This is a genomic window from Hymenobacter sp. HD11105, assembly GCF_054051685.1.
In genome coordinates, this window is sequence record NZ_JBSWBR010000007.1 from 44,218 (window position 1) to 68,593 (window position 24,376).

Sequence of the window (24,376 nt, forward strand, 5' to 3'; positions counted from 1 at the left end):
TGGTAGATAAATAGCTAAAACGGTTGTTTTACCTCCAATATAAATCGGCGTGTGCCAGCCAAGCCACTCGAGGCAATTCCTTGCACCACGACCATGTATTTTCCTGGCTGATCAGAGGTGTAGAATTCCAGAGTTTTGCTGCCAGTGGCGGTAGTATTCACACTGGGATTCCAGTATAGCAGGTTTCTAGCATCAGGCAGCCGGCTTTGTTTTTCTGCTACTGTCTCGTAGCGCGGCGAGTAAAACTCTCGCTGCCATTGCGGCCCCTCATATTCCTGCACTAGCACATTGGCATTCGGTTGAAAGCCTCCTAAATCGCCTTTATATGTAGTGTAGCTTACCAGGCCTTCATATAGCAGAGAGCCCTGCATATATCGACTGGTGTACACTTCTAGCTTTTGGATAGTAAGTGGATCAAGCGCCATTATTTTATTGATGTCGAACACCGGAAATCCATCCAATAGCACCATTGGGTTTTTATTAAAAACCCCTCCATTTACATTGTCTACTACTATAAAATGAAAGCCGTCATTTCGGCGCCTAACTAGCACACCCGGCACGTACTCTCGCATAACTTCTTCCAGGACTTTAAACCGAGTATAATCGTCCAGTTTGTATACCTCGTTGGCCTTACCATAAAATGGCACACTATCAGTGGCGGGTATTTTATAAGTAGAAAGTTGCTTGCGGAAGTATGCGTTCTGCACCTGCATCTGCAGGCTGCGCTTACTTAAGTCATTCCCATAAGCTTCCGACAAAACTAGTGCTGACGCCGTAGATGCGCGGTATTGTGTCGAAAACGGGTTCAAGAGTTCAACCCGATACACACTGTCGGTCTGGGTGTTGGTTTGCACCATTAATTCCTTGGGGCCATGCAAATTTTGCGTTTCAAATAAGACACGGCCATTCTCGTCGCTGGTGGCAGTATACACCCGAGCAAGTCGGCTGGGGCTCGCCAGGTAAGCCACTATTTTCTGCCCTGGCTTTCCCGTATATCTGTGTACTACTCTGCCCTCAACCAAATGTCCAGTCAATTCAGGTAAGTAGTTCAGCTTTGGTGTGCTATTCGAGAATACATCGGTCCAAAGAAAGCGGCTCCAGCCATGGGTCAACATCAAATTATCTGTCGCCTCGGCTGTTTCGGCCCCTGTGCTGGTGAAGTAATAGTTTGGGTTTTCAATAGTTCCTTTTAAATCTGAGCTTAACCATAAAACGCTGTTGATATCCGGCCCCGAATTCGTTGATAATGAATCTAGCCGATAAATAGAAAGCGACAGATCTGCAGGCAAAATTTGCCCCCCAGACGTAGCCGTGGACAACTGTAACGCTACTTTTTCCCGCGTGCCATACTGTGGCTTATCGGCTGCGGCTGCAATTACTAATTGCTGTTTAGGCCGTTGAAAATATAAGCGTTCAACGAGTGGTTGTTTCTGGTTATTAAATACAGTAAAGTGTGTGATGCCATCAGCTAGGCCTAGTTTATTCACCACAAATTCCCCTTGTCCGTTGGAAAGGTGTGCAGTTTCTGAAACAGAGATTTTCTGGGCCGCATGACCTATCAGAAACAGGTTTCCCCCCGGCTTATTTGCAACATTAGATGCTACCGTTATCTTGAGTTGTCCCTGACCTTTCTCTTCTAGTCGCAGCACATAGCCTTGCGCCTGCACAGTAGGTAGTTTTTGAGTAATGCTTGGTCTATCTGGAAACCTGAGTATGGCCGCATACCCCGAGCCGTCTTGCGTTGGTGTGAGTATGAATCTTCCCATACCAAATTTTAGCGTTTTGAATCGAGTAAGCACGGTCCCTTGTGCATCCACTATGGTACCCTCAGCATCTACTCCTCTGCCTGCTTTGTCAACAACTTTGAAGGCTACTTGGCTCGTTAGTCCTTTAACTAAGTTGCCGCCCTCCGGGAAGAACTGAACGTCTAAAGCCGCTGAATCTTTACTTGCTTTGAGCCCGGAATTTTTCTGCGTATTAGCTATAGTTATGGATGTATAGGAATAGAAATCGGGGCTAAAGTTTTTCATCCAACTCGTGTAAGCTCGCACCACATAGTTGCCGGAGGGCAGCGAAGCTGGTAATGAAAAGGAGCCGCTGCCGGCGGCGTTTTGCAAACTCACTTTTGCTTGCAGCACCGGTTTTTGCTCTTTATCAAGCACTTCTACATACGCGATTTTACTAAGTGATAGAGGCTTGTGATACGTGCCATCTACGGCATTAATCTTAAACCATACTATCTCCCCACTCACGTAAAAAGGGCGGTCTACGTGTACGTACAATTTCTCCTGCAGTGTCTGTTTGCTGTATGCTTCAAACCGCCTCTGTATACTTTTCAGTGAGTCCGATTGGCCGTAAGTTCTACTACTGCCTAATAAACATAGGAGAGCAGTAAACAGTATAATCAGGGGCGTTTTCATGTAGGGCAATGGCAGAATGCAGGCAGATTTACGCTGGGACTAGTTGGTGGTGTTGGCAAATGCCTATTCCCAAAAGGACGGTCTCACATTGGTGCCACGCTTGCGGCAATCCACACACTCGGCACTAGAATAGAGAAGCCCGCCACCTTCAACTCTATCAATAGGAATAGCTCTGCCGCTCCTAAAAACCTCTAACGCTGGTCCAGTAGCCGGCCTAAGGGTGTCGGGGGCGGGGCAATTTTGCTCATATCCCGTGAGCGCCCTCCAACTTCGAGGAAGCTCATCTCGCTTAATAAAAATACGCTTCTCTGCCACAGATTGAACGCCTACATAACCGATGACTGGCTCGGCTGCGTCGGAAAGGCTGTGCACATTACCGGTGAGTTGGCTGGGCTGCGGATCGAATATTGTCCCAATATTCTCTGTATTCTTTTGCAGCAATTCCCAATAAGCAAACTCCTCGGCACTAAGTGAATATTGCTTGACTAAGATGCTGTATTTGTACCGCAGCTTAGTAGAATTCGGGGGCATTAGTGTGAGTGGATAGTTCGACACCACATTTTGACTAAGTGCTAAAGTGCTACCAAGTTTAATAGCCGATGATAGTTCGTTTGCCCAACAGTAATATATGTCTCCATCAGGGCGAAATTCGAGCTGCCCATTTCGGTAATCCAAATAGGACCGAAATGCTGAAGTAAACTCCCACGTTTCAGCATAATCCCAGCGGTAGAAGCGGCTAGCATCGTTAGCGTCACGCGTATTCACATACACTTGCAAACCCTGCGGGCTGTCTTTCCACGTCACCGAGTCGATGGGTGGAGTTGTTTTGGCGAACACATAGTCAGAAGCATAATCTCGACGTGCTTGGGTCTGAAAAAATAGTCGGTACCGCTTAGCAGGCGTTAATATCAGGGAGGCAGAAGTATAAGTACCAGGTTCCGTTTCCTTTAAAGCGTATCGAGAACCCTCTTCTTCTTCAATAAAGACGGAGGCTTTCACCTCAGCGGGCGGAGGCGCTGTACTAGTTAAATTGTCCGTGCGTGAAAGTCGAATAGTTGTAACGCCAGCGCTGTTTATAGCTCCGTCTACTACCAAGTAATTAGTAGAAGTGATTATAACCTTAGGCTCGAATTTGTCGATGCAGCCTGCAAGGGTCAGGAGTATTACTCCAAGCCCGATTCGGTGCAGCAGGTGAAGAGAGCAGCGCATCTAGAATTTAAAGTTATAAGTAATGGTAGGAATGGGTTGACCGAAAATAGCCAGTTGATACCCATTGATTTGTCCATTCTCAGATTTGAAATAAATGGAATAGGGATTTTTACGACCCGTCAAATTATAGATCGATAGAGTCCAAGAGCTATGAGCCAGCTTTTTCACTTTATGATTTCCCTCAATATTTAAGGCGAAGTCGGCGCGATAATAATCAGGCACCCGATACTCATTTCTCTCGGAATAAAATACTCGTGTCGAGCCAGCCGCTACGTACTTAGCTAGTGGCAACGTAATAGGACGGCCAGTGCTGTAATTGAAGTTTAAAGAAGCACTGAAGCGCTTACTAAAGCGATAATTACCCACTAATGTGGCATCGTGTGGCTTGTCAAAATTGCTGGGGTAAAAACGCCCCCCATTAATCATATCGCTGGTGGTACCTAGATTTACCTGTACCAGTGAGCGGGAATAGGTATAGCTAACCCAGCCGTTTACTTTACCGGTCAGCTTTCTTACCATTACTTCCACACCATACGCCTTGCCTTCTGCATTTACCACATCTGTTTCAATATTCGGATTGAGCAGCAACGTGGCGCCGCTTTTATAGTCCAAGAAGTCCTGCATTACCCGATAATAGGTTTCCACAGAGGTTTCGATGGTGTTGTTCTTAAAGTTGCGGTAGTAGCCAAGTGATGCCTGATCACCGACTTGAGGCCGAATGTTAGCGTCGCTTAGCTTCCAACTATCCGTGGGTGACATAGAAGCCGTGTTTGATAACATGTGAATGTATTGGCGCATCCGATTGAAACTCAGTTTCACTGATGAATTATCGGAGAGAGCATACTTAGCCGAGAAGCGATATTCGGGCCCATGATAGGTGGCCAGCACGCTGCCTTTGCCATACTGAAGCGTATCAGCGATTGTATTCACCGATTTGGACATGTTCGGCAAGTACTTATATACTTCTCTGGGTCCTAAGGCATTATAGAGAGAGTAGCGCAGGCCTATAGAAACGGATAGCCGCGGAGAGAGGGTAATCAGATCAGAAATATAGACGGCGCTTTCCAATGCTTTTTCACGGGCCAACGTGTTAGGAAGTATTAACGATTCGCCCCCCACGGGGGAAAAACTGCCTGGCAACACGTTATACAGAATAGTATTAGCGCCAAAATCGATGGTGTGCTTGGCACTAGGCAAATAGCTGAAATCAGCCTGCGTATTTACTTGTCTTATATTGTATCGCAGGCGCGCATTGGTAACAGGATTATCCTGACTCGAGATATTGTATTGGTACTGGCTGTAAGCGCTAGTAAGCACGCCATTCAGCCGGTTGTTAAATGTATGTCGCCACTTCAGACTGGCAGCCGTGTTCTCATACTGATACACACTATCGCTCGCCAATTGAAATTCGTCCCGGCTCCGATACCCACTGAGATAAAGCGAGTTGTTATCGTTTATTTCGTGGCTTATGTGGGCATTCAAATCATAGAATGCCGCCGAGCTTTGCTTTAGCTTGCTGTTCTCGAGTCTTTTCAAAATCCAGTCAGAATAACTGGTGCGTCCGCTGACCAAGAAAGCGCTTTTATCTTTTACTATTGGCCCTTCGAAGGCCAAACGACTGGTCAGCAAGCCGATGCCGCCAGAGCCTGAAAACTTCTTTTTATTGCCATCTCGGGTAGCTATATCCAACACAGACGACAAGCGTCCACCATATTTCGCCGGAATAGTGCCTTTGTATAGCTCAACTGTTTTTAAAATATCGGGATTGAAAGCCGAGAAAAAACCGAATAAGTGCGCAGGGTTATAAATAGTAGCGTCGTTAAATAGAATTAAGTTTTGGTCGGTAGAGCCGCCACGCACATTCAAACCAGTGTTTCCCTCTCCTACTGATTTTACTCCTGGTAGCGTGAGCACGATACGCAGGATATCCGTTTCGCCAAACGCCGTGGGAACCTGCCGCATAGTTTTGATATCAAGTCGCTCGAGGCCCATCTGGGTACCGGCCACGTTCTTATCTTTCTCTGCTTCTACTACTACCTCTCTGAGCGTGGTTATGTCCTCTTCTACCTCAATATCAAGCTTGCCGTCAGCTCTGAGAACTATTTGCCGTTTGGTATTTTTTACACCTACCCCTCTGATTTTCAATTCATGCCGGCCTACGGGCAGCGTTAGGGAATAATAGCCAAACTGGTCGGTGGCAGCGCCAATAGAAGGCGACTCAATAAACACAGACGCGCCAATTACTGGCTCACCAGATTTGATGTCGCGCACGTGCCCGGCTAGTGTAGCGTTGCCCTTCGTGGTCGCGCCACCACTCCTCCCGATTTCATACACCTTCAATTGCAACGTTGCCACCGACACAGGCTTCTTACGCCCAGCATCTTCATCTGTATTATCACTGTCAGTGGTAGCTAAATTGTCGGCAGGCTCCGTGTTGAAATAGCCGGGGGGCAATTCTGTAGCTAGCGGTGAGCCAGTGGTGATATACACACGCTTCTCAGAGTCGATGGCATAATGCAGATTGGTACCCTTAAGCACTATATCCAGCACCTCTTGTAAGGGTCGGTCCTGTATTTGAGCCGTGACGACCACGCTGTCTACTGTAGCCGGGTTGAAGTAGAATCGATACGGTGTCTTTGCTTCAACTGATTTGGCAAAAGTTTCAAAACTCGTCTTCTCAAAATTGCCGCTAATCAACAGCCCTGGTTCCTGTGCATAACTCGCTCTGCCAGCAAATACAATAAGACAAATCAGAATAATTCGGCTAAGTAATTTCATCTAAAATCAATTAATTAGCACGTTTTGACAGGGTAGAGTATTTTTTCACCGGTTCTTCGTTTGACTTGATTAATTATTTAGTGAATTATAGTATGTAACCAGCTTAATAATGGACGCTTCTTGAGTGGCTTTCTTAAATTTTAATTTGTGTTGCCGAGCGTAGCTTTCCAGGGCCGTTTTCTTGTCACTTAACACTCGTAGCACCGACTGTTTGGACGTCGCAATGTGAAACTCATTGTTCTTTTGCAGATAAAACTTAGTGTCTTCTGAGTAGTTTCCCTCTAAACCGTAGAGCCCCATCCGACTTTGCGTTTTTTTAGTCCGCTTAGCTAGCACTTTAGCTGCACCATCTACCATTAAATCATAGTAGCCAGTTGGCACTGAGTAACGTGCTGAATCATTTTTTATAATGCGAATGAAAGTGTGCCCCTCGATCACTACATACTTCACATTCTCATCTACCAATTTGAATTGCAGGGGATTTATAGCCGGTTGGATCACTATCTGATCAAGCTTTATATCATAGAGTAGAGGAACTTCAGTAAAGACTATTCCATAGTAATGAACGGTACCATTTTGCAGTTTTCCACTGCCGAAAAATTGGTTGCCATTCATGTAAGGCTTATTATAATCGAGGTACTCAGGCCCAGTAAAGAGAAGTGAGTTTTCGCCTATTGTCTTCGTATACTGTTTGTTTATAGCGTCAACCGCCATCGCCAACGAACTGGTATCTTGGCTACTCACCTGACTGAAAGCAGGTAATTGATAAAGTAGTAGCATGATACTACTCAAGACTAGTCGGTGCATTGTAATCATCTTTTACACGAGCTATTATATGATATAATAGCTTACTCTACTTCGCTCGACAGCGTGGTACGAGTAAGGTATTAAATGTATAATATTTTTATAAAAACGTTCTACAATAAGCTACATCCGTTGCATATACTGAATCAGTTGAACAGGCTTTTAACAACTCATTTGCTTTACACTAGCTAGATCAGACAAGATGTAGCTGTATGAAAACTCAAATAACGCGTTCGCAGCTCATCAAGACTTATTGCTATGCGAATCCCTAATGCCTAGAATAATTGGGCAGCCCCCCTACATCCAGGCAGCACAACTCACCTACTGCGCAACTGAGGCCACCAACTTTGTATCGGCCCAGTGCCAGGCCAAATCCAGCTCTTGCTTGGTCTGCTGGGCCTGCTTCTTGTTGCCAGCACCCAGATAAGCCTGATGCAGCCCCGACAACGCCCAGCCATTATGCGGCAGCCGCTCCAGATCCTGCTGATAAACGGCAATGGCCTCATCATAGCGCTTGGCGTCGAGTAGCACGGCACCGAGTTGGTGCCGTACCGAGAAAAACCAGTCGGGCGGCTCATTGTACTTCAGCGCATCTTCCAGCTCTACGGCTTCGCGGAGCACGGCAATGCTTTGCGCGTGCTTGCCTTCCCGGTGCAGAATTGCCCCCTCTAGCTCGCGTTGGGCAATATCGGTGATGGCGCGCATGGAGTTGATGCCAAACAGAATACCCGTGAGCGTACTGTCCTGGCCGAGCACGCGCAGCTTGGCAAGCTCTTGCCGCGCATTGGTCGTGTTCTTTTTGGCTACCCACGCCATGCCCCGGGCATAGTGCCGGATGGCCTGCGGATACACCATCGTGGTGTCGAAGTTTTTCATGGCCAGCACATCATCCCAGCGGCCAAACTTGACGGCCACGTTGTAGGGAATTGTGTAGAAATGCTGCAATGATGGCCCCATTACCGGATTTTTCATCAGCGGTTTGCTTACGTGAGTGGCCAGTTTGTAGGCTCCGCGCAGCGCCAACCGACTATTGCCCTCCAGCGTGGCCGTGGCCGTCAGAAAGTGATAGTTGTGCGGATGATACGCCAGCGGATAAGCACCTTGGGCATGGCAGGCGGCTGTGTAGCTGCTATCGGCTTCCAGAGCCTCCAGGTTGGCAAGCGTGCCTTGGTGGTAAGCCCCAGTCCGGATATAAGTGTGGGAAGGCATATGCAGCAGATGCCCCGCGCCGGGAACCAGATTGGTCAGCACATCGGCACTTTTGTTGGCGGCATCGGGTCGGGTAGAAGCTTCTGTGGCGTGAATGTAGAAATGGTTGGCGCCCGCGTGGTTTGGGTGGCGCTTTAATACTTGCTCCAATGTGCCCACAATTTCGGCGGTCCAGGGCTGAGGCTGCCCGTTTTTCTGCCAGATGTCCCACGGGTGCAGGTTCATCACCGCCTCAGCGTACATAGCCCCAATATCCGGGTCATCAGGGAATTGTTGGTACACGGTTTTGAGGGCTGCAGCGTAGGCCTGGTCGTAGCTAGATCGGTCGGCGACCGGGGCCGGTGGGTAACGCTTAACCAGCGCCCCGATGAGCGCCCGCTCCTTCGGACTAGCGTTGGCCGCCAGCCGCTGAGCTGTTTGTACTGCTTGATAGGCCCGGCTGAAATTATCGGCCTCCATGCCCGCGTTATAATTTGGGCCGAGCACGTAGCTGTAGCCCCAGTAAGCCATGGCGCAGGTTGAGTCCTGGCGGGTGGCCTCGTGAAAGGAGCGCGCCGCCTCGGCATGGTTGAACCCGTAGGCCAGCATGAGCCCTTGGTTGAAGTACCTGATGGCTTCCGGATTTTTGGAGCTAATGGGAAAGTTAATACCCTCCAGGCCCGGTAGTAGGGGGGCTTTTTTCCCCGACGCATACCAGGCCGTATCCACAACTACGGGCGCCGCGCACATCGTCACTGTAACGGGCTGGGAGGCAGGTGAAGTACGGCGAGCCGTTTGCTCCTTGGTGGTACAGGCCGCCACTACTACCAGAGCGACGAGGCCGAGGTGAACGGTATATCTCAACATACAATTACTTGTTAAAATGAGACATGCCCGAAGGCTACACTACCACGCGCGCCGCTGGGGGGCTTTTTGCGGAATACTCCACGGGCGCGTTCCTGAAATCAGCGCTATATCGAACTTTTCAGCAGCAGAGAATGGCGTACTAGTAAAGTACGAAAAGCCGTAATCATCTGCAATAGAGGAATCTGTAACTCTTGTCGCCTCTATGTAGCACTAGAAGAAGGTTCATGTTTATCCAAGCGCATGAGCATAGAACAACCAGTAAATATTAGCGTCCGATTACTGCTGCCCTCTCACGGAGGAGCTTGCATCTGCCTCATTTCTTCTCTAGCTTACTATTGCGTCCAAGCACGCCGCCTGCCTACCAGCGGCCTTGCTCTGGCTGCGCTTGTGCAGCGCCGGCTAGCTCCTCGATCTCATCCACCGCTAATGCTTTCTGTTGGCCATGATTGTCCGAGAAACGCCCCCCAGCTTCACCTGCATCAGCCAGCACGACCACGCGCATGTTTCCGGGGTCATGGCGGATCATTGGCTGGGCGTGTATTTCGGGGATGCCGCGCGCCGCGACGATGTGATGCTGGCCGTGTATGAGCACGATCGGGCCTGGATTCCGCTGGATGAAAAGCCGCTGTGGAATGAACAAACCCAGGCACCCTATTCCTTCCGCGACTTCCCGCCAGTGCCTCGCCTCCGGCACTATGTACAGGGCATCACGGAGCTAGAAAACCGTACGCCTTACGCGGGCTTGCTGGCTAGTCTGCACTACACTGGTTTTCCCGAAATGGCCAAACTAGAGGAAGGCCGAGAATTTATGCGGCGGGAGGAGAATCGGCAGCAGCGGCTGAAGCGGCAGCTCGGCCTCACCGCCCCTTCGCAGCCCACGCTCGATTTCCACCTGCAGTTGCTAAAGTTTCTCGACCGATTGTCGTTGTATTTGTGCCTAAATGAGCCGGGCGCGGACAAAGAACACGAGCACCCCTGGTACAAAGGCGGTATTCCCTTCTCCGACTATTTCGACTTCACCGACCACCAGCTGATTCAGGCTAACTGGGTTTCCAGAAGCCGGATAAAGGTGACGCCTTTCCCCTTTGATGAAGCCTTTTGTGTGACGCTGCCCTACAAAGAGCTGCCCAAAGAGCAGCTCTCAGCCGCGAGCCTAGCCGCGTGTTATCAGCACGCACCAATCCAGAAAATGCAGATCTGGATTACAGAATAATGAATGCCCTGCGGCCCAAGCCAGCGTCAGGCAGCTAGCATTCTTCCCAGCTTATTCATTCATCGGCATCCGGCGGCTGGGGGCATTTTTAACGTTCCACCGATTGTCGGCCAAGGCCAGTCACACTTTCAAAGTTCAACACTCTGCTTTCCGTACAAACCTGACCTTGCAGAAGCCAGAAAAAGCGGCATAAAAGCCAAAATTCTATTCATCAAACCATCTCAAATTCAGCCCATAATAAGCCACCCTTCTCGAATTAGTTTGTCTGTTTATCAGTACCTTATACGTCTAACCATTCACCCTAAACTCCTTGTGTTATGAATGACCAAACTGCTTTGATCACTGGTGCCTCCAGCGGCATTGGTTTCGAGCTGGCCCGGTGCTTTGCCCGCGATGATTACCGCGTGGTGCTTGTGGCCCGCCACCTCGATGATTTGAAGGAAGCTGCCCGCTTGCTACATCAAGAATTTGAGGGCGTCGATATTGTGCTGCTGCCCTTCGATCTGAGCCGGCCAGAAACACCCGAGCAGATCTACGCCGAAACAAACCAGCGGGGTCTGCAAATTGATGCGCTGGTGAATGATGCGGGCTTTGGTGAAACCGGCTACTTCACCGATACCGACATGGATACGGAGCTGAATATGATTCAAGTAAATGCGGCTTCACTGGTGCACCTCACCAAGCTGTATCTGCGCGATATGGTGGCGCGCAACTCCGGCCGGATTCTTCAGCTGGGCTCCATTGCTTCATTCTCGCCCAGCCCCTGCCAGGCCGTGTATGCCGCCACCAAAGCCTTTGTGCTCAGCTTTACCGAAGCCGTGCAGCACGAATTAAAGCAGCAGAAGTCGGCCGTCACGATGACTATTCTTTGCCCACCGCCCACCGATACCAACTTCTTCTACGTGGCCCACGCCGAGCACACCCGCGCGGCCCACAACCCGGCATCGGCCCGCACCGTAGCCGAAGAAGGCTACGACGACATGATGGAAGGCGAGGCCCGCTCTCTGCCCACCGTTAGTGCCAAGTTCAATTTCTTTTCCAGCCTCGTCCTCCCCGACTCTATGCTGGCCACTCTGATGAACACGCAGTTACAAAATGCCAAACGTTAATCATCTCCTCTCCTGACAACGCCTCCCAACCATCTGTGGCCGGGGGGCGTTTTCATTTATACCCGTAGCTCAATCATCTTTTCATCACCTATTTTTCTGTTTTTATGGAGTCAATGGATACTGTCCGCACTTTTTCCGCCGATACCGAGGATGCCTTGTGGCAGCAGGTAGAGGCCGATATGAACCAGCAACAAGACCTGTTTGAGTATACCGCCGACCTGGCTCAGGGCGGCTACCTGGTGCGGTTGTCCATCGAGATTGACTTGGGGGGCGGTTTTGAAGGTGGCTTCGAAACGACCTCTTTTAATTGCTTAGTCCCTACCCAGACGCCCCTGCGCTTCGCCATGCACGAGCAGGACTGGGTACACGAGATTGGCAAGCTGCTCGGCCTCACCGACATCGAGCTGGGCGACCCCGAGCTGGATGCCGCTTTCATCATCACCACCAACAGCCCTGACGCCCTACGCGAACTGCTGCTCTCCGACCCTACGCTGCGCCAAACCATGCTGCGGCATTCCAAAGGGCGCCTAGCCCTCGCTCCCGCAACCGAAGAGCCCGATGCGGCCGTTTATTTGATGTTTACCAAAGACGCGGCCATCATAGATCCAGCTGAACTGCGGGAGGTATATCATCTGCTAATTAGCATCTTACAAAAGGTAGCGCCCTTGCCCACTTCCGCTCCAACCTCGCCGAGCTTATTATAAGTAATCATGTTTTGCGGCGCCTTTTTATTCCCCCACCGGGAAGTGGGCGGAGCATGCCTCGCTATGCGGGAGCTAGGTACAGAAAGACTCATCTTTTTTAGCAAAAGTGGACTGAAAGCATAATTTCGTGCTGTAATCCCTCTCCTATGCTTTTTTTTCTTCCCACCTCAGCTCTTACCACTATTATAGCGGCAGGTTTCGGCCTGCTGCTTGAGTTACCTCATTCAGCCGCACGTCTCGGCATAAGCCCCAGCCATGTACCCGAGGTTTCGGCGCCGGCAGGCAATACTGTCCCCAAGCCAGCACCATCCTATACGGTCATTGATCTGATGCCGGACTTCTGGAAATTCTGGCGGCAAGCCCAGGGCAAAGACGAGCAAACGCAGATACAGCTCTTTAAGCAGCTGGTTTCGAAGCCTCACCCCGAAGTGTACAACAACGATGTATTAGGTGGCAGCCCAGGCAAGACATTTGACGAAGATCTTCCACAGCGCTACCCGAAGATACAGGCCATGGTGCAGCCTAAAATGGCCATTGTAGAGCGCCTTTCGAGGCAAATTGGCAAAGACCTACCGCGCTACGAGAGCCGCTTCCGCAAGACCTTCCCCGACCTGAATTACAACGGCCGCATTTACTTCATGTACTCGCTGGGGGCCTTTGATGGCGGCACGCGCACCATCGAAGGCAAGCAGGCTCTGCTATTTGGTCTCGATATGATGGCCTACGTGTACGGCGACGAAGCCGACCCCGAGCCCTTCTTCGACCACGAGCTATTTCACGTGTATCACTCGCAGTTTATGGGCGAGGATAACCAGCTCATTGCGGCTTTGTGGCGCGAGGGCCTTGCTACCTACGTGGCGCACGCATTGAATCCCAAAGCCGCAGGAGTAGGCTTGTTTGGACTGCCGCGCAACACGCCCGAACGCACCCAAGCCGATTTGCCCCGCTATGCTCGGGAGCTACACGCCGTGCTAAGCTCTACCTCAAGCGACGACTACGCGCGCTACTTTTTGGGTGGCCGCGACGAGCAAGCGCCCACGCCGGCCCGCTCGGGCTACTATATCGGTTATCTGGTAGCCGAGAAGCTGGCTAAAAAGCACTCGTTGCAGGAGTTGGCTCATGCTCCGTTGTCCAAACTCCGCCCCGAAATAGAGCAGGCGCTGACTGAGTTGGAAAACCAGTCAGCGGCCAGATAATGCCTCACAACGGCCTTCTAGCTTGTTTCTACTATCAGGTTTGTGCTAGTTGCAGGCTGCGCGCCCAGTAGCTTCTGCAACTGTTGGGCGTTTAGCACGCCGGCTCCACCAATGCCGTTGTTGAAGTAGATATACGCTTCTTTCACAGTAGGCTCAGCCTGGATTTCCTGGGTTACGCGCTGCAAAAAAGCTTCGTTATAGGGTGAGGTATACAGCACGGGCACGCCATGAAAGCGGTAGTACACCTGGGGCGTGTTTACTATCACTTCATCGGGCAGGGCGGCCGGGTAGCTTTGCCCACAGAAGGTAATGCCGCGCCGCCCCAGTTCCCGCAAAATCTCGCCTTCCCACCAGCTCGGGTGCCGAAACTCTACCACGTTCTGAAACGCCGGATCGAGCTGCTCCAGCATGCGGCCCAGCAGCTCTTCGGTATAAGCAGCTTTGGGGGGCAATTGAAACAGAATGGGCCCTAGTTTCTCACCTAGACCTTCGCGCACCGTGCCGTAGAAATCGGCCAGCACGGGCGCGGCTTCAGCGTTGAACTTCTTGTAGTGCGTGACGATGCGGGGGGCTTTTACGGCGAACCGAAAATCGGCGGGGCTTTGCGCGTACCACGTCTCGAACACCTTTAGCTCGGGCATGCGATAGAAAGTCACGTTTACCTCCAGCGTATTAAACTGGGTGCAGTAGTAGGCAAACCACTTGCGCGGGGGCAATCCTTCGGGATAAAAAACGCCTTTCCAGTCGCGGTATGAAAAGCCAGAACAGCCGATGTAGTACGTAGGCATAGCAAACGAAACAGATGAGATAGGCTTGTACGCAGTTTTTCGATTCCCATAAATGGCGGCAGACAAATCGACCATTGACTGCTTATTTATCCGTTGCTAACTTGTTCTTAGAGTTGTGCACGTGTTCCGCTTTACCGCTTAGCTCAACGTGGGGGGGGCATTTTACCTGAAATAATGCTCAGCCTTTTATCAACGCATCTCGTAAAACTCACGACTGAATAAAGCTACTAGCCCACTACTCCTATAAATCTGCTATAACTGCTTTCTGCTATCTTGAAATAGTGGACGGAGTTGAAACTTAAGCAGATCTTTCATCCGGAGTCTCACAATCTGGATTGCTACCCAAGCACAAAGCACTTGTTAAAGCCCTGCCCGGCTGACTTTCCGGGCTGATCTATCATCCTGACTATCATGGCAGACGAAGAATTAGACACGAAGAGCCCCGAATCGAACGGCGGCCATAATGAGGCGCGGCGCACTTTCCTCAAACAGTCGTCTTTACTTACGGCTATGGCGTTCACGCCCGGCCCCATTGTGCAGGCCGCCGCGGCTCAGTTTGATGAAAAAGTAGCCGCCGCATTCGAGAAAGTGCCATTGAAGTTGGAAGTGAACGGTGTGAAGCACAAGCTTTCTGTGGAGCCGCGCACTACCCTACTCGACCTCCTGCGCGAGCAGTTGCACCTCACCGGCACCAAAAAGGGCTGCGACTACGGCCAATGCGGCGCCTGCACGGTGCACGTGGATGGAAACCGCATCAACTCTTGTCTGACGCTAGCCGTGATGCAGGAAGGCCGCAAAATAACAACTATTGAGGGCTTAGCCAACGGCGACAATCTGCATCCTATGCAGGAGGCTTTCGTGAAGCACGATGGCTTTCAGTGCGGCTACTGTACACCCGGCCAGATCATGTCCGCGGTGGCTTGTATCCGCGAGGGCCACGCCAATTCGGAGGGCGAAATTCGGGAGTTTATGAGTGGCAACATCTGCCGCTGCGGCGCCTACTCCAACATTGTGGCGGCTATTCAGGAAGTGAAAAACGGCGGCCAAAAGGTTTAACAGCGCAGCAATGAACCAGTTTCAATACGTACGGCCGAGCAAGCAGAAAGCCGCCATCGACGCCCTGGCCAAGGACGCCAACGCCCAGTTTATCGCCGGCGGCACCAACCTCATCGATTTGATGAAGCGCGGTGTAATGGCCCCCCAGAAGCTCATCGATATCAACCGGCTGCCGCTGACTAAAATCGAGAGTCAGAACGGCAGCATCCGCATTGGCGCGCTGGCCCTCAATGGCCCCGTAGCTGAGGACAAGTTGGTGCTTGAGCGTCAGCCGCTGTTAGCTCAGGCCCTGAGTGCCGGCGCTTCGGCCCAATTGCGCAACATGGCGACCGTGGGGGGCAATATGTTGCAGCGCACCCGCTGCCCCTACTTCTACGACACGGCCATGCCTTGTAATAAGCGCGCGCCTGGCACCGGCTGCGGGGCACTTGAAGGTTTCAACCGCATGCATGCCATCTTTGGCTTCTCGGACAAGTGCATCGCCGTGCATCCATCTGATATGAGCGTGGCCCTCGTAGCCTTGGATGCCACGGTGCTAGTAAGTGGCCCCAAAGGCGACCGACGCATTCCCTTCAACGACTTCCACCGCCTGCCTGGCGACACGCCCCAACGCGACACCAACCTCGAACAAGGCGAGCTGATTACAGCCGTGGAGGTGCCCGATGGACCCTTCACCAAGCATGTGCATTACCAGAAAGTGCGCGAGCGCGCCTCTTACGCCTTCGCCCTGGTATCCGTGGCGGCGGCTTTAAGTCTGGACGGTAACACCATTAAGGATGCGCGCCTAGCCATGGGCGGCGTAGCTCATAAGCCCTGGCGGCTGGCCGCAGCCGAAAAAGCTCTCATCGGTCAGCCCGCGACGAAGGAAACTTTCCGCCAGGCGGCGACGGTGGCCATGCAGGGCGCCAAGGCATTTGAGCACAACGCTTACAAGCTAAAAATGGCCCCCAACGCTATTATTCAAGCCCTAAAAACCGCCACGGCCGCTTAACCCCGAGTGACTATGAAAACGCCAGAAAAGCAAATCGGAGCGCGGATGAACCGGGTGGATGGCCGCCAGAAAGTAACTGGTGCCGCTACCTACTCGGCCGAATACCAGCTGCCGGGCATGACCTACGCCGTCTTAGTAGGTAGTACCATCACCAAGGGCCGTATTACATCCATTGACACCAAGGCGGCCGAACGCGCGCCGGGGGTCCTAGCCGTTATCACCCACTTCAATTCCCCAAAGGTACCGGGCTTCGACACGGCGGGCAAAGACCCCTCGCAGCCGGCCACGGTGGGCGGACCCATCAAAGTGTTCAAGGACGACAAAATCCGCTTCAACGACCAGCCCATTGCTGTTGTGGTGGCCGATTCGTGGGAGCGGGCGCGCTTCGCCGCGGGCCTGGTAAAGGGGCAATACGCCCAGGAAAAGCACCAGACCAGTCTCGAAGCCAATAAGCCGCAGGCTTTCCTGCCCACCGCAGCCAAGAAGAACCCGAAGCACCCCATGAACGACTACCAGCGCGGTCAGGTGGATGCCTACAAAACCGGCGCCATCAAGCTGGAAAGCGAATATGTGGTGCCCACCGAGGTGCACCACCCCATAGAGCTGCAAGCCATCACGGCTCACTGGGAAGCCCCGGACCGCCTCACGATTTACGACAAGACCCAGGGCACAATGGCCACACGCCGCGACTTTGCCCGCGAGTGGGGCTTGCCCGAAGAAAACGTGAAGGTGATTGCCACGTATGTGGGCGGCGCCTTTGGCAACGCCCTGCATAGCTGGCAGCACGAGTCGGCCGCTATCATTGCAGCTCGGGTGGTGAATCGGCCGGTGAAGCTCATGCTTACTCGCGAGCAGATGTTTACCATGGTGGGTTATCGGCCTTATACTTGGCAGAAGCTAGGTATGAGCGCCACACCTGACGGCAAAATCACGGCCATCACCCACGAAGCCATCGGTCAGACTTCTACCTTTGAGGAGTTCACGGAGTCGACGCTGGCCCAGACGCGCATGATGTATGAGTCGCCCAACCTGACCACGCGTTACCGCATTGCCTCCCTGGACGTGAATTCGCCCATCTGGATGCGCGGCCCGGGCGAGGCGACCGGGGCGTTTGCCCTGGAGTCGGCCATGGATGAAATGGCCCACCTGCTCAACATCGATCCGTTGGAGTTCCGCCTGCGCAACTACACCGAGCAGGACCCGGAGAAAAACCGGCCCTGGTCAAGCAAGTTTCTGAAGGAGTGCTACCAGCTCGGTGCTGAGCGCATCGGTTGGAACAAACGGCAACTCAAGCCCGGCTCGTTGCGCGACGGTGATTGGCTCGTCGGCTACGGTATGGGCGTGGGCACCTTCGGGGCCCACCGCGGCTCTTCCAAAGCCAACATTCGCCTGCTGCCCAACGGCACGGTGCTGCTACAGAGCGCCGTCACCGACATTGGTCCCGGCACGGCCACGGCCATGACCCAGATTGCCGCCGACACGCTAGGGCTAGCGCCTGAGAAAATCAAGTTTGAGCTGGGCAACTCAAACTTTGCGCAAGCACCCACGCAGGGCGGCTCGGCCATTGTGAACACGGTGGGCCCGGCCGTGCAGGAAGCCTGCCTAGCCTTGAAGGAGAAGCTGCGCACGATGGCGGCTACCAGCAACGCGGCCTTTGCCTCGGCCAGGAAGGAAGATGTTGTCTTTGCCGACGGCTACCTCACGCTGACCGGTAACCCCACTGCCCGCGTCCCCTTCGCCGACATGCTCAAACAGGCTGATGAGGGCTTTGTCACGGTAGAGTCGAGGCCCCAGGGCGATGCTTCTAAGAACTTCTCTATGTACTCTTTTTCGGTACACTTTGCCGAGGTGCGGGTTCATGTTCTCACTGGTGAGGTGCGCGTGAGCAAGCTGGTCTCCTGCGCGGATGCCGGGACCATTGTGAATGAGAAAACCGCCGGCAACCAGATGAAAGGCGGCGCCGTGGGCGGCATTGGTATGGCCCTGATGGAGCACGCCGTTATCGACGACCGGTTTGGCCGCTACATTACCAAGGACTTAGCTGACTATCACGTGCCAGTGCATGCCGACTCACCCGACGTGCAGGTGGCGTTCGTGAACAAGCCCGACCCACACGTGAATGCCCTGGGCACGAAAGGCATTGGCGAAATCGCCATTATCGGGGTGGCTCCGGCCATTACTAACGCCATTTTCAACGCCACAGGCAAACGCCTTCGCGAGCTGCCCATCACGCCGGATAAGCTGCTAGTATAGATTCAGCGCAGAACGCGACTGGGGGGCTTTTTTACTAGCGTATACACTAGTAAAAAAGCCCCCCAGTCTTTCACCTCGACACCCCCGCTACTACAATCAGCCAGTACAGAAAATAGGCCAGGGGAATGAGCATCATGTACACCCACCAGGTGGGGTGAGTCAGCCGGTATTTCCAGCTCTTGTGGTCTTGTTCGTGCGTAGTCATGATCGTAACTACCGTTGGAAAATTCTACCCTACCGAAACATATCGTCTGCTCTATTACCGCCGGTTTTCGCAACAAATGCTCGCGTGAAAGCCATGCTCCAAGCAGCATACGCATGTTATCAGCAGACTTACCAATCACTGCATCGGCCACTCTACCGGCCGGTGCTTACTCCCGATTCGGCGGCGTCGCTTAGCCCCGTTTCAGGCCCATGCGCTCCACTGTTTCGCCCTCAAAGTCAAACTGAATTAGTACCGCTGGCTCCTCCCCTACTACCCAGCCATCGTGGCCCGGCGCAATAGCTACCACTTGGGGGGCAATATATTCTTCCATTTCACCATCCCGGTACTGAATAACGAGCCGGCCCGCTGCCAGAAACCCCACGTGTGCATGCTCGCATAACTCGGTATTCACTAGTGGCTTTATATCCCTCGACCACCGAAAGCCCGCCGGGTACACCAGGCGCTTCACGCGCGAGTTGCCGGTGCGTACTACGTCAACTTGCACACCACCTACATCATGACGCTCAGCGTCTTTCAAAGGGTTCAAAAGGGTTTCAATATTCATGTGTAGGGGTTAAAAGCGGCGAAAGTATAAACGCGAGTACTTTCCTGAATATAGCAAATTGTCGGCATACTTTGATGCCCTTCTCTATTAGCACCTTTGCTTTTTACCGCCCGCTTTTTTATCCCCAGTTCATCGTGTACTGCTACCGCATAAATCAACGCGACATTACTACGCCTCTACCGGTAACTCTGTGCTGATAGCAATGCGGTTCCAGGCATTAATCGTGATGATGGCCATGATGGCTTGGGCTAAATAGTGCTCATCAAAGAAAGCCGTTGCCTGCTGGTAACTAGCATTCGAAACACCTCCTTGGCTAATGAGCGTAACTTCCTCCGTGAGGGCCAACAGCGCTTTTTCCTCGGGAGTAAATAAGGTGGTTTCGCGCCAAGCGGAGAGCAGGTACAGGCGCTGCTCGGTTTCGCCATCTTTTCGCGCTTCCTTGGTGTGCATATTGATGCAGTAGGCACAGCCGTTTATCTGGGAAGCGCGCACTTTTATCAGGTGCTTGTGCGAGGCACTGAGCCCAGAAGCACTGAGGTATTTTTCGAGGCCGAACATGGCTTTGTAGGCATCGGGCTCGGTTTGTTGCATGTTTAATCGCATGACTAACAGTTAGTTAGATGGAAGTATGCGACAAAGATCCGCGTCCGCCCGCCAGATCTACTTAATCTAGATTAAGAAATGACAGCCGCCTACTAATGCCCAACTTTCGCCCTGATCTTGCTCAAGAACTCGGGGGTAAAACCCAGGTAAGACGCCAGCATGTACTGTGGCACTCGTTGCACAAACCCCGGGAACGCATTATTAAAATGGTGATAGCGCTCATCCCCCGACATACTGAACAGAAACTTAATTCGAAATAGCGCCGCCGCGGTTGCCCGTTGCAGCACCAACCGAAAGTAGCGCTCCAGTTGCGGCAAACGCCGAAATGCCTCCTCCTGCGCATCTTGCCCAAATACTGCTACCTCCGTCGTCTCGACCGCCTGAATATTGAATTGGGAAGGCGCCTGCGCATCGAGGCTGGCGTAGTCGGTCAGCCACCAGTTTTCGATGGCGAACAGAATGGTTTGCTCGGTGCCTTTCTCACTGACCAAGAAGGTACGCAAGCATCCTTTCAGCACAAAATAGTTAGCCGGACACACGCGGCCTTCGGTCAGCAGCAGCTCTTTGCGGGCAATGGTTTGGTGGCTCAGATACGTTTGCAGCAGCATAGCCTCGGCATCGGTGAGAGGCACGTACCGGGCAATATGGGCTAGCAGAGATGCGTACATGGCATTAGCTAAACAGTCAGCAGAAAGGTCGCTTAAGTTCACTACCGATGCAAAGCCACTGGAGCTGTGCTCCTGTCACGCTGTGGCTTATAGGTTCTGAATGTCTTGAATGGGCTGCTATTCTTTTAGCGCCACATACCTAAAACACGACCTACAAAGGACTTACAATAAAGATGTAAGCCGCAACTCGAACAAAATAAGTTACGTTTACTTTGAAATGCAAAGTTCTTTTTCATCCTTTGTGTCGTCGCAGTTTACGCTCCTTTGCTAGATGCCTCTGGCTACGGCTTATACCGCAATCTACTTGCTACTCTATTACTCATTTTAGAAATTCTTCTCACTCATCGTAACCCAAAGCAATACCGTCATGACACTTTCAAAAAGTATTTCGCTTGTTGCGCTGGCTACCGGGCTCCTGTTGCTCATCCCCCTGACGGCCAAGCTGGTTATGCCTGATATGCTCTGGACCGGTGAGGATTTCGTTGCTGCCGGAGTTCTGCTGTTCGGCTCGGGTCTCACCTTTGTGCTGATCGCGCGGATGGGAAACAGTATCATGTATAAGTTGGCTACCGCCGTGGCAGTAGCCGCAGGTCTCCTCCTCGTTTGGGCGCAACTGGCGGGGGGGCTCGTCGGGAGTGAAGGCAACCCTGTCAACCTGCTATTTGGTGTTGTGCTGGCCGTTGCGATCATCGGGGCTATAGCCGCGCGCTTCCAACCACTAGGGATGTCCAACGCCATGTTTGCTGCCTCGCTGACGTATGTGGTGGCCACTCTAATAGCACTATTTATCTGGCCGCCCTCCCCTGCCACCGCAGAACCCCAGGCGCACATGGTGAATGTGCTGGGAGCGAATGGGGCTTTTGCTGCGCTGTGGGCTGTTTCGGGTTGGCTATTTCGCCGCGCTAACACCACCCGTTCGAATCAGCACCGACAGTTGGCGTAGTGGTGGAGCAACACAACATCAGCTTCGCCATAAAACGGCTGACCTTTTTATAAACTATAGAATTACGTTCTAAGAATCGATAGCCAAGTAAGAATTAAAAGTTTATAGCTACTTAAAAACGAGCAGCGCCCCGCAACCATATAAGTTGCGGGGCGTTGTTGCTTGCTACACGACTAGTCACGAGCTATATGCTCGTGCTAGTTGGGGGCATGTGCACCGTAGTGCCGCAGCGAGAGCAAGTCATACGGCGTTAGTGAAATCGCTATAACTTGCTGGCAAGCTGAACAAAGCACAAACGGATAATCATCTAACAACGAGTATCAAGTAACAAACACATAGAATATGGCCTCAGGTTTTTTTGCGCTACTAGATGATATTTCCGCTTTGGTAAAGGTAAGCGCGGCTAGTTTAGATGACGTGCCTGCCCAGGTAGCCAAAACCACCGGCAAAGTTTCAGGCATCGTAATCGACGATACGGCGGTTACGCCCAAGTATGTCGTGGGCCTCGACCCATCCCGTGAGCTTTCTATTATCTTCCAGATAGCGAAAAAGTCACTGATCAATAAGTTATTGATTCTGAGTCCGGCGGCCTTGCTGCTGGGGTATTTCGCGCCTTGGGCCATCACGCCCATCCTAATGCTGGGGGGAGCTTATTTGTGCTTCGAAGGGTACGAAAAGGTGCACTCCATGTTTAGCAAGAGCCACGACGTAGACGTTGAAAGCGAGCAGGTAAAAGTGATTACACCGGAGGAGTTGGAAAAGGAGCGAGTGGCCGGAGCCGTACGCACCGATATCATCCTGTCGGCCGAAATCATGGCCATTGCTTACAGCCAGGTAACCGACCAGCCGATTATAAATCAGATTGCCGTAATGGCTGCCGTGGCCATTTTTATTACCATAGCGGTCTATGGCTTTGTGGGCTTTATCGTGAAAGCCGACGATATGGGGGTACACTTGGCCCAGGAAAAATTCAGCACCACTACTCGAAAATTCGGGCGCAGCATCGTAAAGTTTATGCCGCACTTTTTGAGTATTCTAAGCTATGTGGGCACTGCCGCCATGCTGTGGGTAGGAGCCGAAATCATAGCCCACGGCATTCCGTTTACCGCTCATTTGCTACATGATCTGGAAGAGGCTTTAGCTCATATCCCGATTGTAGGGTGGCTTGCCAAGGCGCTGGCCTGTGCTATTGGCGGGTTAATGATTGGTTTTGTGGTTGAAAAAATAGTGCATCTGGGTAAGAAGGTATTCAGCAAGCAAAAATGAGCCACGCCTAGCACTGGCTCGCACGAAAGCGCCTGAGCGAAACAGGGTCTTCTCAGCTTCATTCGGGAAGCCATGCCCCACTCAGCTAGCTCATGCCGGAAAGGCCCCCCAGCAAAACAATCCTGCCAGGCTGGTTGTCTTAAAACGCGTCGTTTTAATCAATAAGCGGCCCACATACTAATTCTGCTTATGAACATTGGAATCATCGGCGCCGGCCACATCGGCAGCGCCCTGGCCGTGCGGCTCACCAGCCTCGGCCACTCGGTTTACATTGCCAACTCCCGTGGCCCTGAAACGCTGACGGACTTAGCTGAAAAAACCGGTGCTACCCCCGTTACCGCCCAAGAAGCGGCCCGCCACGGCGAAATCATTGTGGTAACCATTCCGCTGAAAAACATTCCCGACCTACCTAAGGACTTGTTCGAGGGCGTGCCCGTCGACGTGCCGGTCATTGACACCAGCAACTATTACCCCTTGCTGCGCGACGGCCAAGTTCAGGAGTTGGAGAGCGGCGACCTGACCGAGAGCGAATGGGTGCAGCAGCACCTGGGCCGCCCGGTGCTGAAGGTCTTCAACAACATCTTCGCCGCAAACCTCGAAAACAACGGTCAGCCTGCTGGCACGCCCGGCCGCATCGCGCTAGCGGTAGCCGGCGACGATACGGCCGCCAAGCAAAAAGCAATGGCCTTAGTCGATGAATTGGGTTTCGACGCCGTAGACGGCGGCAGCCTGCACGAGTCGTGGCGGCAGCAGCCGGGCTCGCCGCTATACTGCACCGATTTGCCAGCTGCCGAAGTGCAGCAGCATTTAGCTAGCCTGGGCACCACGCGCACGGCCGAGCAGCACGCCGAATTCGCGGCCAATCAAGCCGCGTCAGAAAAACAATTGGAGGCACAAGGCGTCCGGCTGTAAGAGCCGCCACCTAAGTCCACTTTGGCCGACCAACCGCTAGCCGGTTGCCTCAAGCCCCACTGAACGAGTTCCGTTAAATGTCGGAACTCGTTCAGTGGGGCTTGTTCGATAAAGGGGCGTTGCCAAGTGCCGTTTCGAGCGCTGCGTAACCGGAGCCAGCGCTTCAGCCTATTATCAGTAGTTCGGAAAATATCCTTGGGCCTCTGATGACAAAGCAGCCTTCCCGTCCCCATGTCACCCGCAATAGTAGCCTTTAAGAAACGCAGCAACTAACAAACTCAACAGATGTTCCAGGCTCTCTGCCCTCATTTCTCAAACGCCCTCAACGACACGCTACAACCCGTAGTGCAGCAAATTCGGATTGCGTAAGATTCCGACTTTATGGCTATTCACAAGCTGCCAGTTCGAGCCAGTTTAGGGTTCCCTGCAAGCTAAAAAAGCCCCCCAGTGTCCGCTAAACTTGCGGCTGAAGGTGCTCGGAGAAAATAGAAGTGCTGGCGCGAGTTTAGCGCAGCGTAACTCCTGACAGTCTTTGCCGGGAGGCTGCGCCTCCTGCCATTCGCGCAGCTTGCAGCCAGGCTTGTTCTTATGTAGCTTGTCGCTACGCGCCAGTGGAGGTGCAACCTCCACCACATGAT

General features: G+C 52.5%; 21 protein-coding genes. 10 read left to right on the forward strand and 11 right to left on the reverse strand.

The window, feature by feature from the left end; translation table 11 throughout:
* Window positions 1-14 precede the first annotated feature (14 nt).
* The 6 genes from ACW9KT_RS18015 to ACW9KT_RS18040 form a co-directional block, all read right to left on the reverse strand.
* On the reverse strand, window positions 15-2,420 hold the full coding sequence (locus tag ACW9KT_RS18015; protein WP_457082952.1) for a hypothetical protein: 2,406 nt from the start codon (window positions 2,418-2,420) through the stop codon (window positions 15-17).
* A gap of 63 nt (window positions 2,421-2,483) precedes the next feature.
* Entirely contained in the window at window positions 2,484-3,629 is a 1,146-nt protein-coding gene (locus tag ACW9KT_RS18020; RefSeq protein WP_457082954.1) for a DUF4249 family protein, read from the reverse strand.
* A complete protein-coding gene (locus tag ACW9KT_RS18025; protein WP_457082956.1) occupies window positions 3,630-6,407 on the reverse strand; it encodes a carboxypeptidase-like regulatory domain-containing protein in 2,778 nt (925 codons plus the stop codon). It abuts the gene before it with no gap.
* 69 nt (window positions 6,408-6,476) lie between these two features.
* The gene (locus ACW9KT_RS18030; RefSeq protein WP_457082958.1) at window positions 6,477-7,187 is read right to left on the reverse strand and encodes a hypothetical protein; all 711 of its coding nucleotides are present in this window, start codon (window positions 7,185-7,187) and stop codon (window positions 6,477-6,479) included.
* A 345-nt stretch (window positions 7,188-7,532) separates the two neighbouring features.
* Entirely contained in the window at window positions 7,533-9,266 is a 1,734-nt protein-coding gene (locus tag ACW9KT_RS18035; RefSeq protein ID WP_457082960.1) for a tetratricopeptide repeat protein, read from the reverse strand.
* Between the two features lie 358 nt (window positions 9,267-9,624).
* Window positions 9,625-9,792 carry a hypothetical protein gene (locus ACW9KT_RS18040; protein ID WP_457083177.1) on the reverse strand — a complete coding sequence of 56 codons (168 nt, stop codon included), beginning with the start codon at window positions 9,790-9,792 and terminating at the stop codon, window positions 9,625-9,627.
* On the opposite strand from ACW9KT_RS18040, the gene ACW9KT_RS18045 reads away from it, so the two are divergent.
* The 4 genes from ACW9KT_RS18045 (at window position 9,745) to ACW9KT_RS18060 (ending at window position 13,488) form a co-directional block, all read left to right on the forward strand.
* Window positions 9,745-10,479, forward strand: coding sequence for a DUF3891 family protein (locus tag ACW9KT_RS18045; protein WP_457083169.1), 735 nt, complete (start codon window positions 9,745-9,747; stop codon window positions 10,477-10,479). The genes ACW9KT_RS18040 and ACW9KT_RS18045 overlap by 48 nt on opposite strands.
* Window positions 10,480-10,796: 317 nt before the next feature.
* Complete coding sequence (locus tag ACW9KT_RS18050) at window positions 10,797-11,588, forward strand: SDR family NAD(P)-dependent oxidoreductase (protein ID WP_457082962.1); 792 nt, start codon at window positions 10,797-10,799, stop codon at window positions 11,586-11,588.
* 104 nt (window positions 11,589-11,692) lie between these two features.
* Entirely contained in the window at window positions 11,693-12,292 is a 600-nt protein-coding gene (locus tag ACW9KT_RS18055) for a hypothetical protein (protein ID WP_457082964.1), read from the forward strand.
* A 146-nt stretch (window positions 12,293-12,438) separates the two neighbouring features.
* Window positions 12,439-13,488, forward strand: coding sequence for a DUF2268 domain-containing putative Zn-dependent protease (locus ACW9KT_RS18060; protein ID WP_457082966.1), 1,050 nt, complete (start codon window positions 12,439-12,441; stop codon window positions 13,486-13,488).
* A gap of 17 nt (window positions 13,489-13,505) precedes the next feature.
* Here ACW9KT_RS18060 and ACW9KT_RS18065 read toward each other — a convergent pair whose 3' ends face one another.
* Entirely contained in the window at window positions 13,506-14,276 is a 771-nt protein-coding gene (locus tag ACW9KT_RS18065; protein ID WP_457082968.1) for a DUF72 domain-containing protein, read from the reverse strand.
* A gap of 411 nt (window positions 14,277-14,687) precedes the next feature.
* Between ACW9KT_RS18065 and ACW9KT_RS18070 the strand changes: the two genes are divergently transcribed.
* The 3 genes from ACW9KT_RS18070 to ACW9KT_RS18080 are packed head-to-tail and all read left to right on the forward strand — an operon-like array spanning window position 14,688 to window position 18,576.
* Entirely contained in the window at window positions 14,688-15,332 is a 645-nt protein-coding gene (locus ACW9KT_RS18070) for a (2Fe-2S)-binding protein (protein ID WP_457082970.1), read from the forward strand.
* A gap of 10 nt (window positions 15,333-15,342) precedes the next feature.
* A complete protein-coding gene (locus tag ACW9KT_RS18075; RefSeq protein ID WP_457082971.1) occupies window positions 15,343-16,323 on the forward strand; it encodes an FAD binding domain-containing protein in 981 nt (326 codons plus the stop codon).
* A gap of 12 nt (window positions 16,324-16,335) precedes the next feature.
* On the forward strand, window positions 16,336-18,576 hold the full coding sequence (locus tag ACW9KT_RS18080; RefSeq protein WP_457082973.1) for a xanthine dehydrogenase family protein molybdopterin-binding subunit: 2,241 nt from the start codon (window positions 16,336-16,338) through the stop codon (window positions 18,574-18,576).
* 70 nt (window positions 18,577-18,646) lie between these two features.
* Here ACW9KT_RS18080 and ACW9KT_RS18085 read toward each other — a convergent pair whose 3' ends face one another.
* The 4 genes from ACW9KT_RS18085 to ACW9KT_RS18100 all read right to left on the reverse strand — a co-directional run bounded on the left by ACW9KT_RS18085 (window position 18,647) and on the right by ACW9KT_RS18100 (window position 20,617).
* On the reverse strand, window positions 18,647-18,781 hold the full coding sequence (locus ACW9KT_RS18085; protein ID WP_457082975.1) for a hypothetical protein: 135 nt from the start codon (window positions 18,779-18,781) through the stop codon (window positions 18,647-18,649).
* Window positions 18,782-18,971: 190 nt separating this feature from the next.
* Entirely contained in the window at window positions 18,972-19,346 is a 375-nt protein-coding gene (locus ACW9KT_RS18090) for a hypothetical protein (RefSeq protein ID WP_457082977.1), read from the reverse strand.
* A 168-nt stretch (window positions 19,347-19,514) separates the two neighbouring features.
* Window positions 19,515-19,949: a carboxymuconolactone decarboxylase family protein gene (locus ACW9KT_RS18095; RefSeq protein WP_457082979.1), complete on the reverse strand. Its 435-nt coding sequence runs from the start codon at window positions 19,947-19,949 to the stop codon at window positions 19,515-19,517.
* Window positions 19,950-20,041: 92 nt separating this feature from the next.
* On the reverse strand, window positions 20,042-20,617 hold the full coding sequence (locus ACW9KT_RS18100) for a Crp/Fnr family transcriptional regulator (protein ID WP_457082980.1): 576 nt from the start codon (window positions 20,615-20,617) through the stop codon (window positions 20,042-20,044).
* A 367-nt stretch (window positions 20,618-20,984) separates the two neighbouring features.
* On the opposite strand from ACW9KT_RS18100, the gene ACW9KT_RS18105 reads away from it, so the two are divergent.
* The 3 genes from ACW9KT_RS18105 to ACW9KT_RS18115 all read left to right on the forward strand — a co-directional run bounded on the left by ACW9KT_RS18105 (window position 20,985) and on the right by ACW9KT_RS18115 (window position 23,738).
* Window positions 20,985-21,560, forward strand: coding sequence for a hypothetical protein (locus ACW9KT_RS18105; protein ID WP_457082982.1), 576 nt, complete (start codon window positions 20,985-20,987; stop codon window positions 21,558-21,560).
* Window positions 21,561-21,902: 342 nt separating this feature from the next.
* Entirely contained in the window at window positions 21,903-22,826 is a 924-nt protein-coding gene (locus tag ACW9KT_RS18110) for a DUF808 domain-containing protein (protein WP_457082984.1), read from the forward strand.
* Window positions 22,827-23,015: 189 nt separating this feature from the next.
* Window positions 23,016-23,738: an NADPH-dependent F420 reductase gene (locus ACW9KT_RS18115; RefSeq protein WP_457082986.1), complete on the forward strand. Its 723-nt coding sequence runs from the start codon at window positions 23,016-23,018 to the stop codon at window positions 23,736-23,738.
* The last annotated feature ends 638 nt before the right edge of the window (window positions 23,739-24,376 follow it).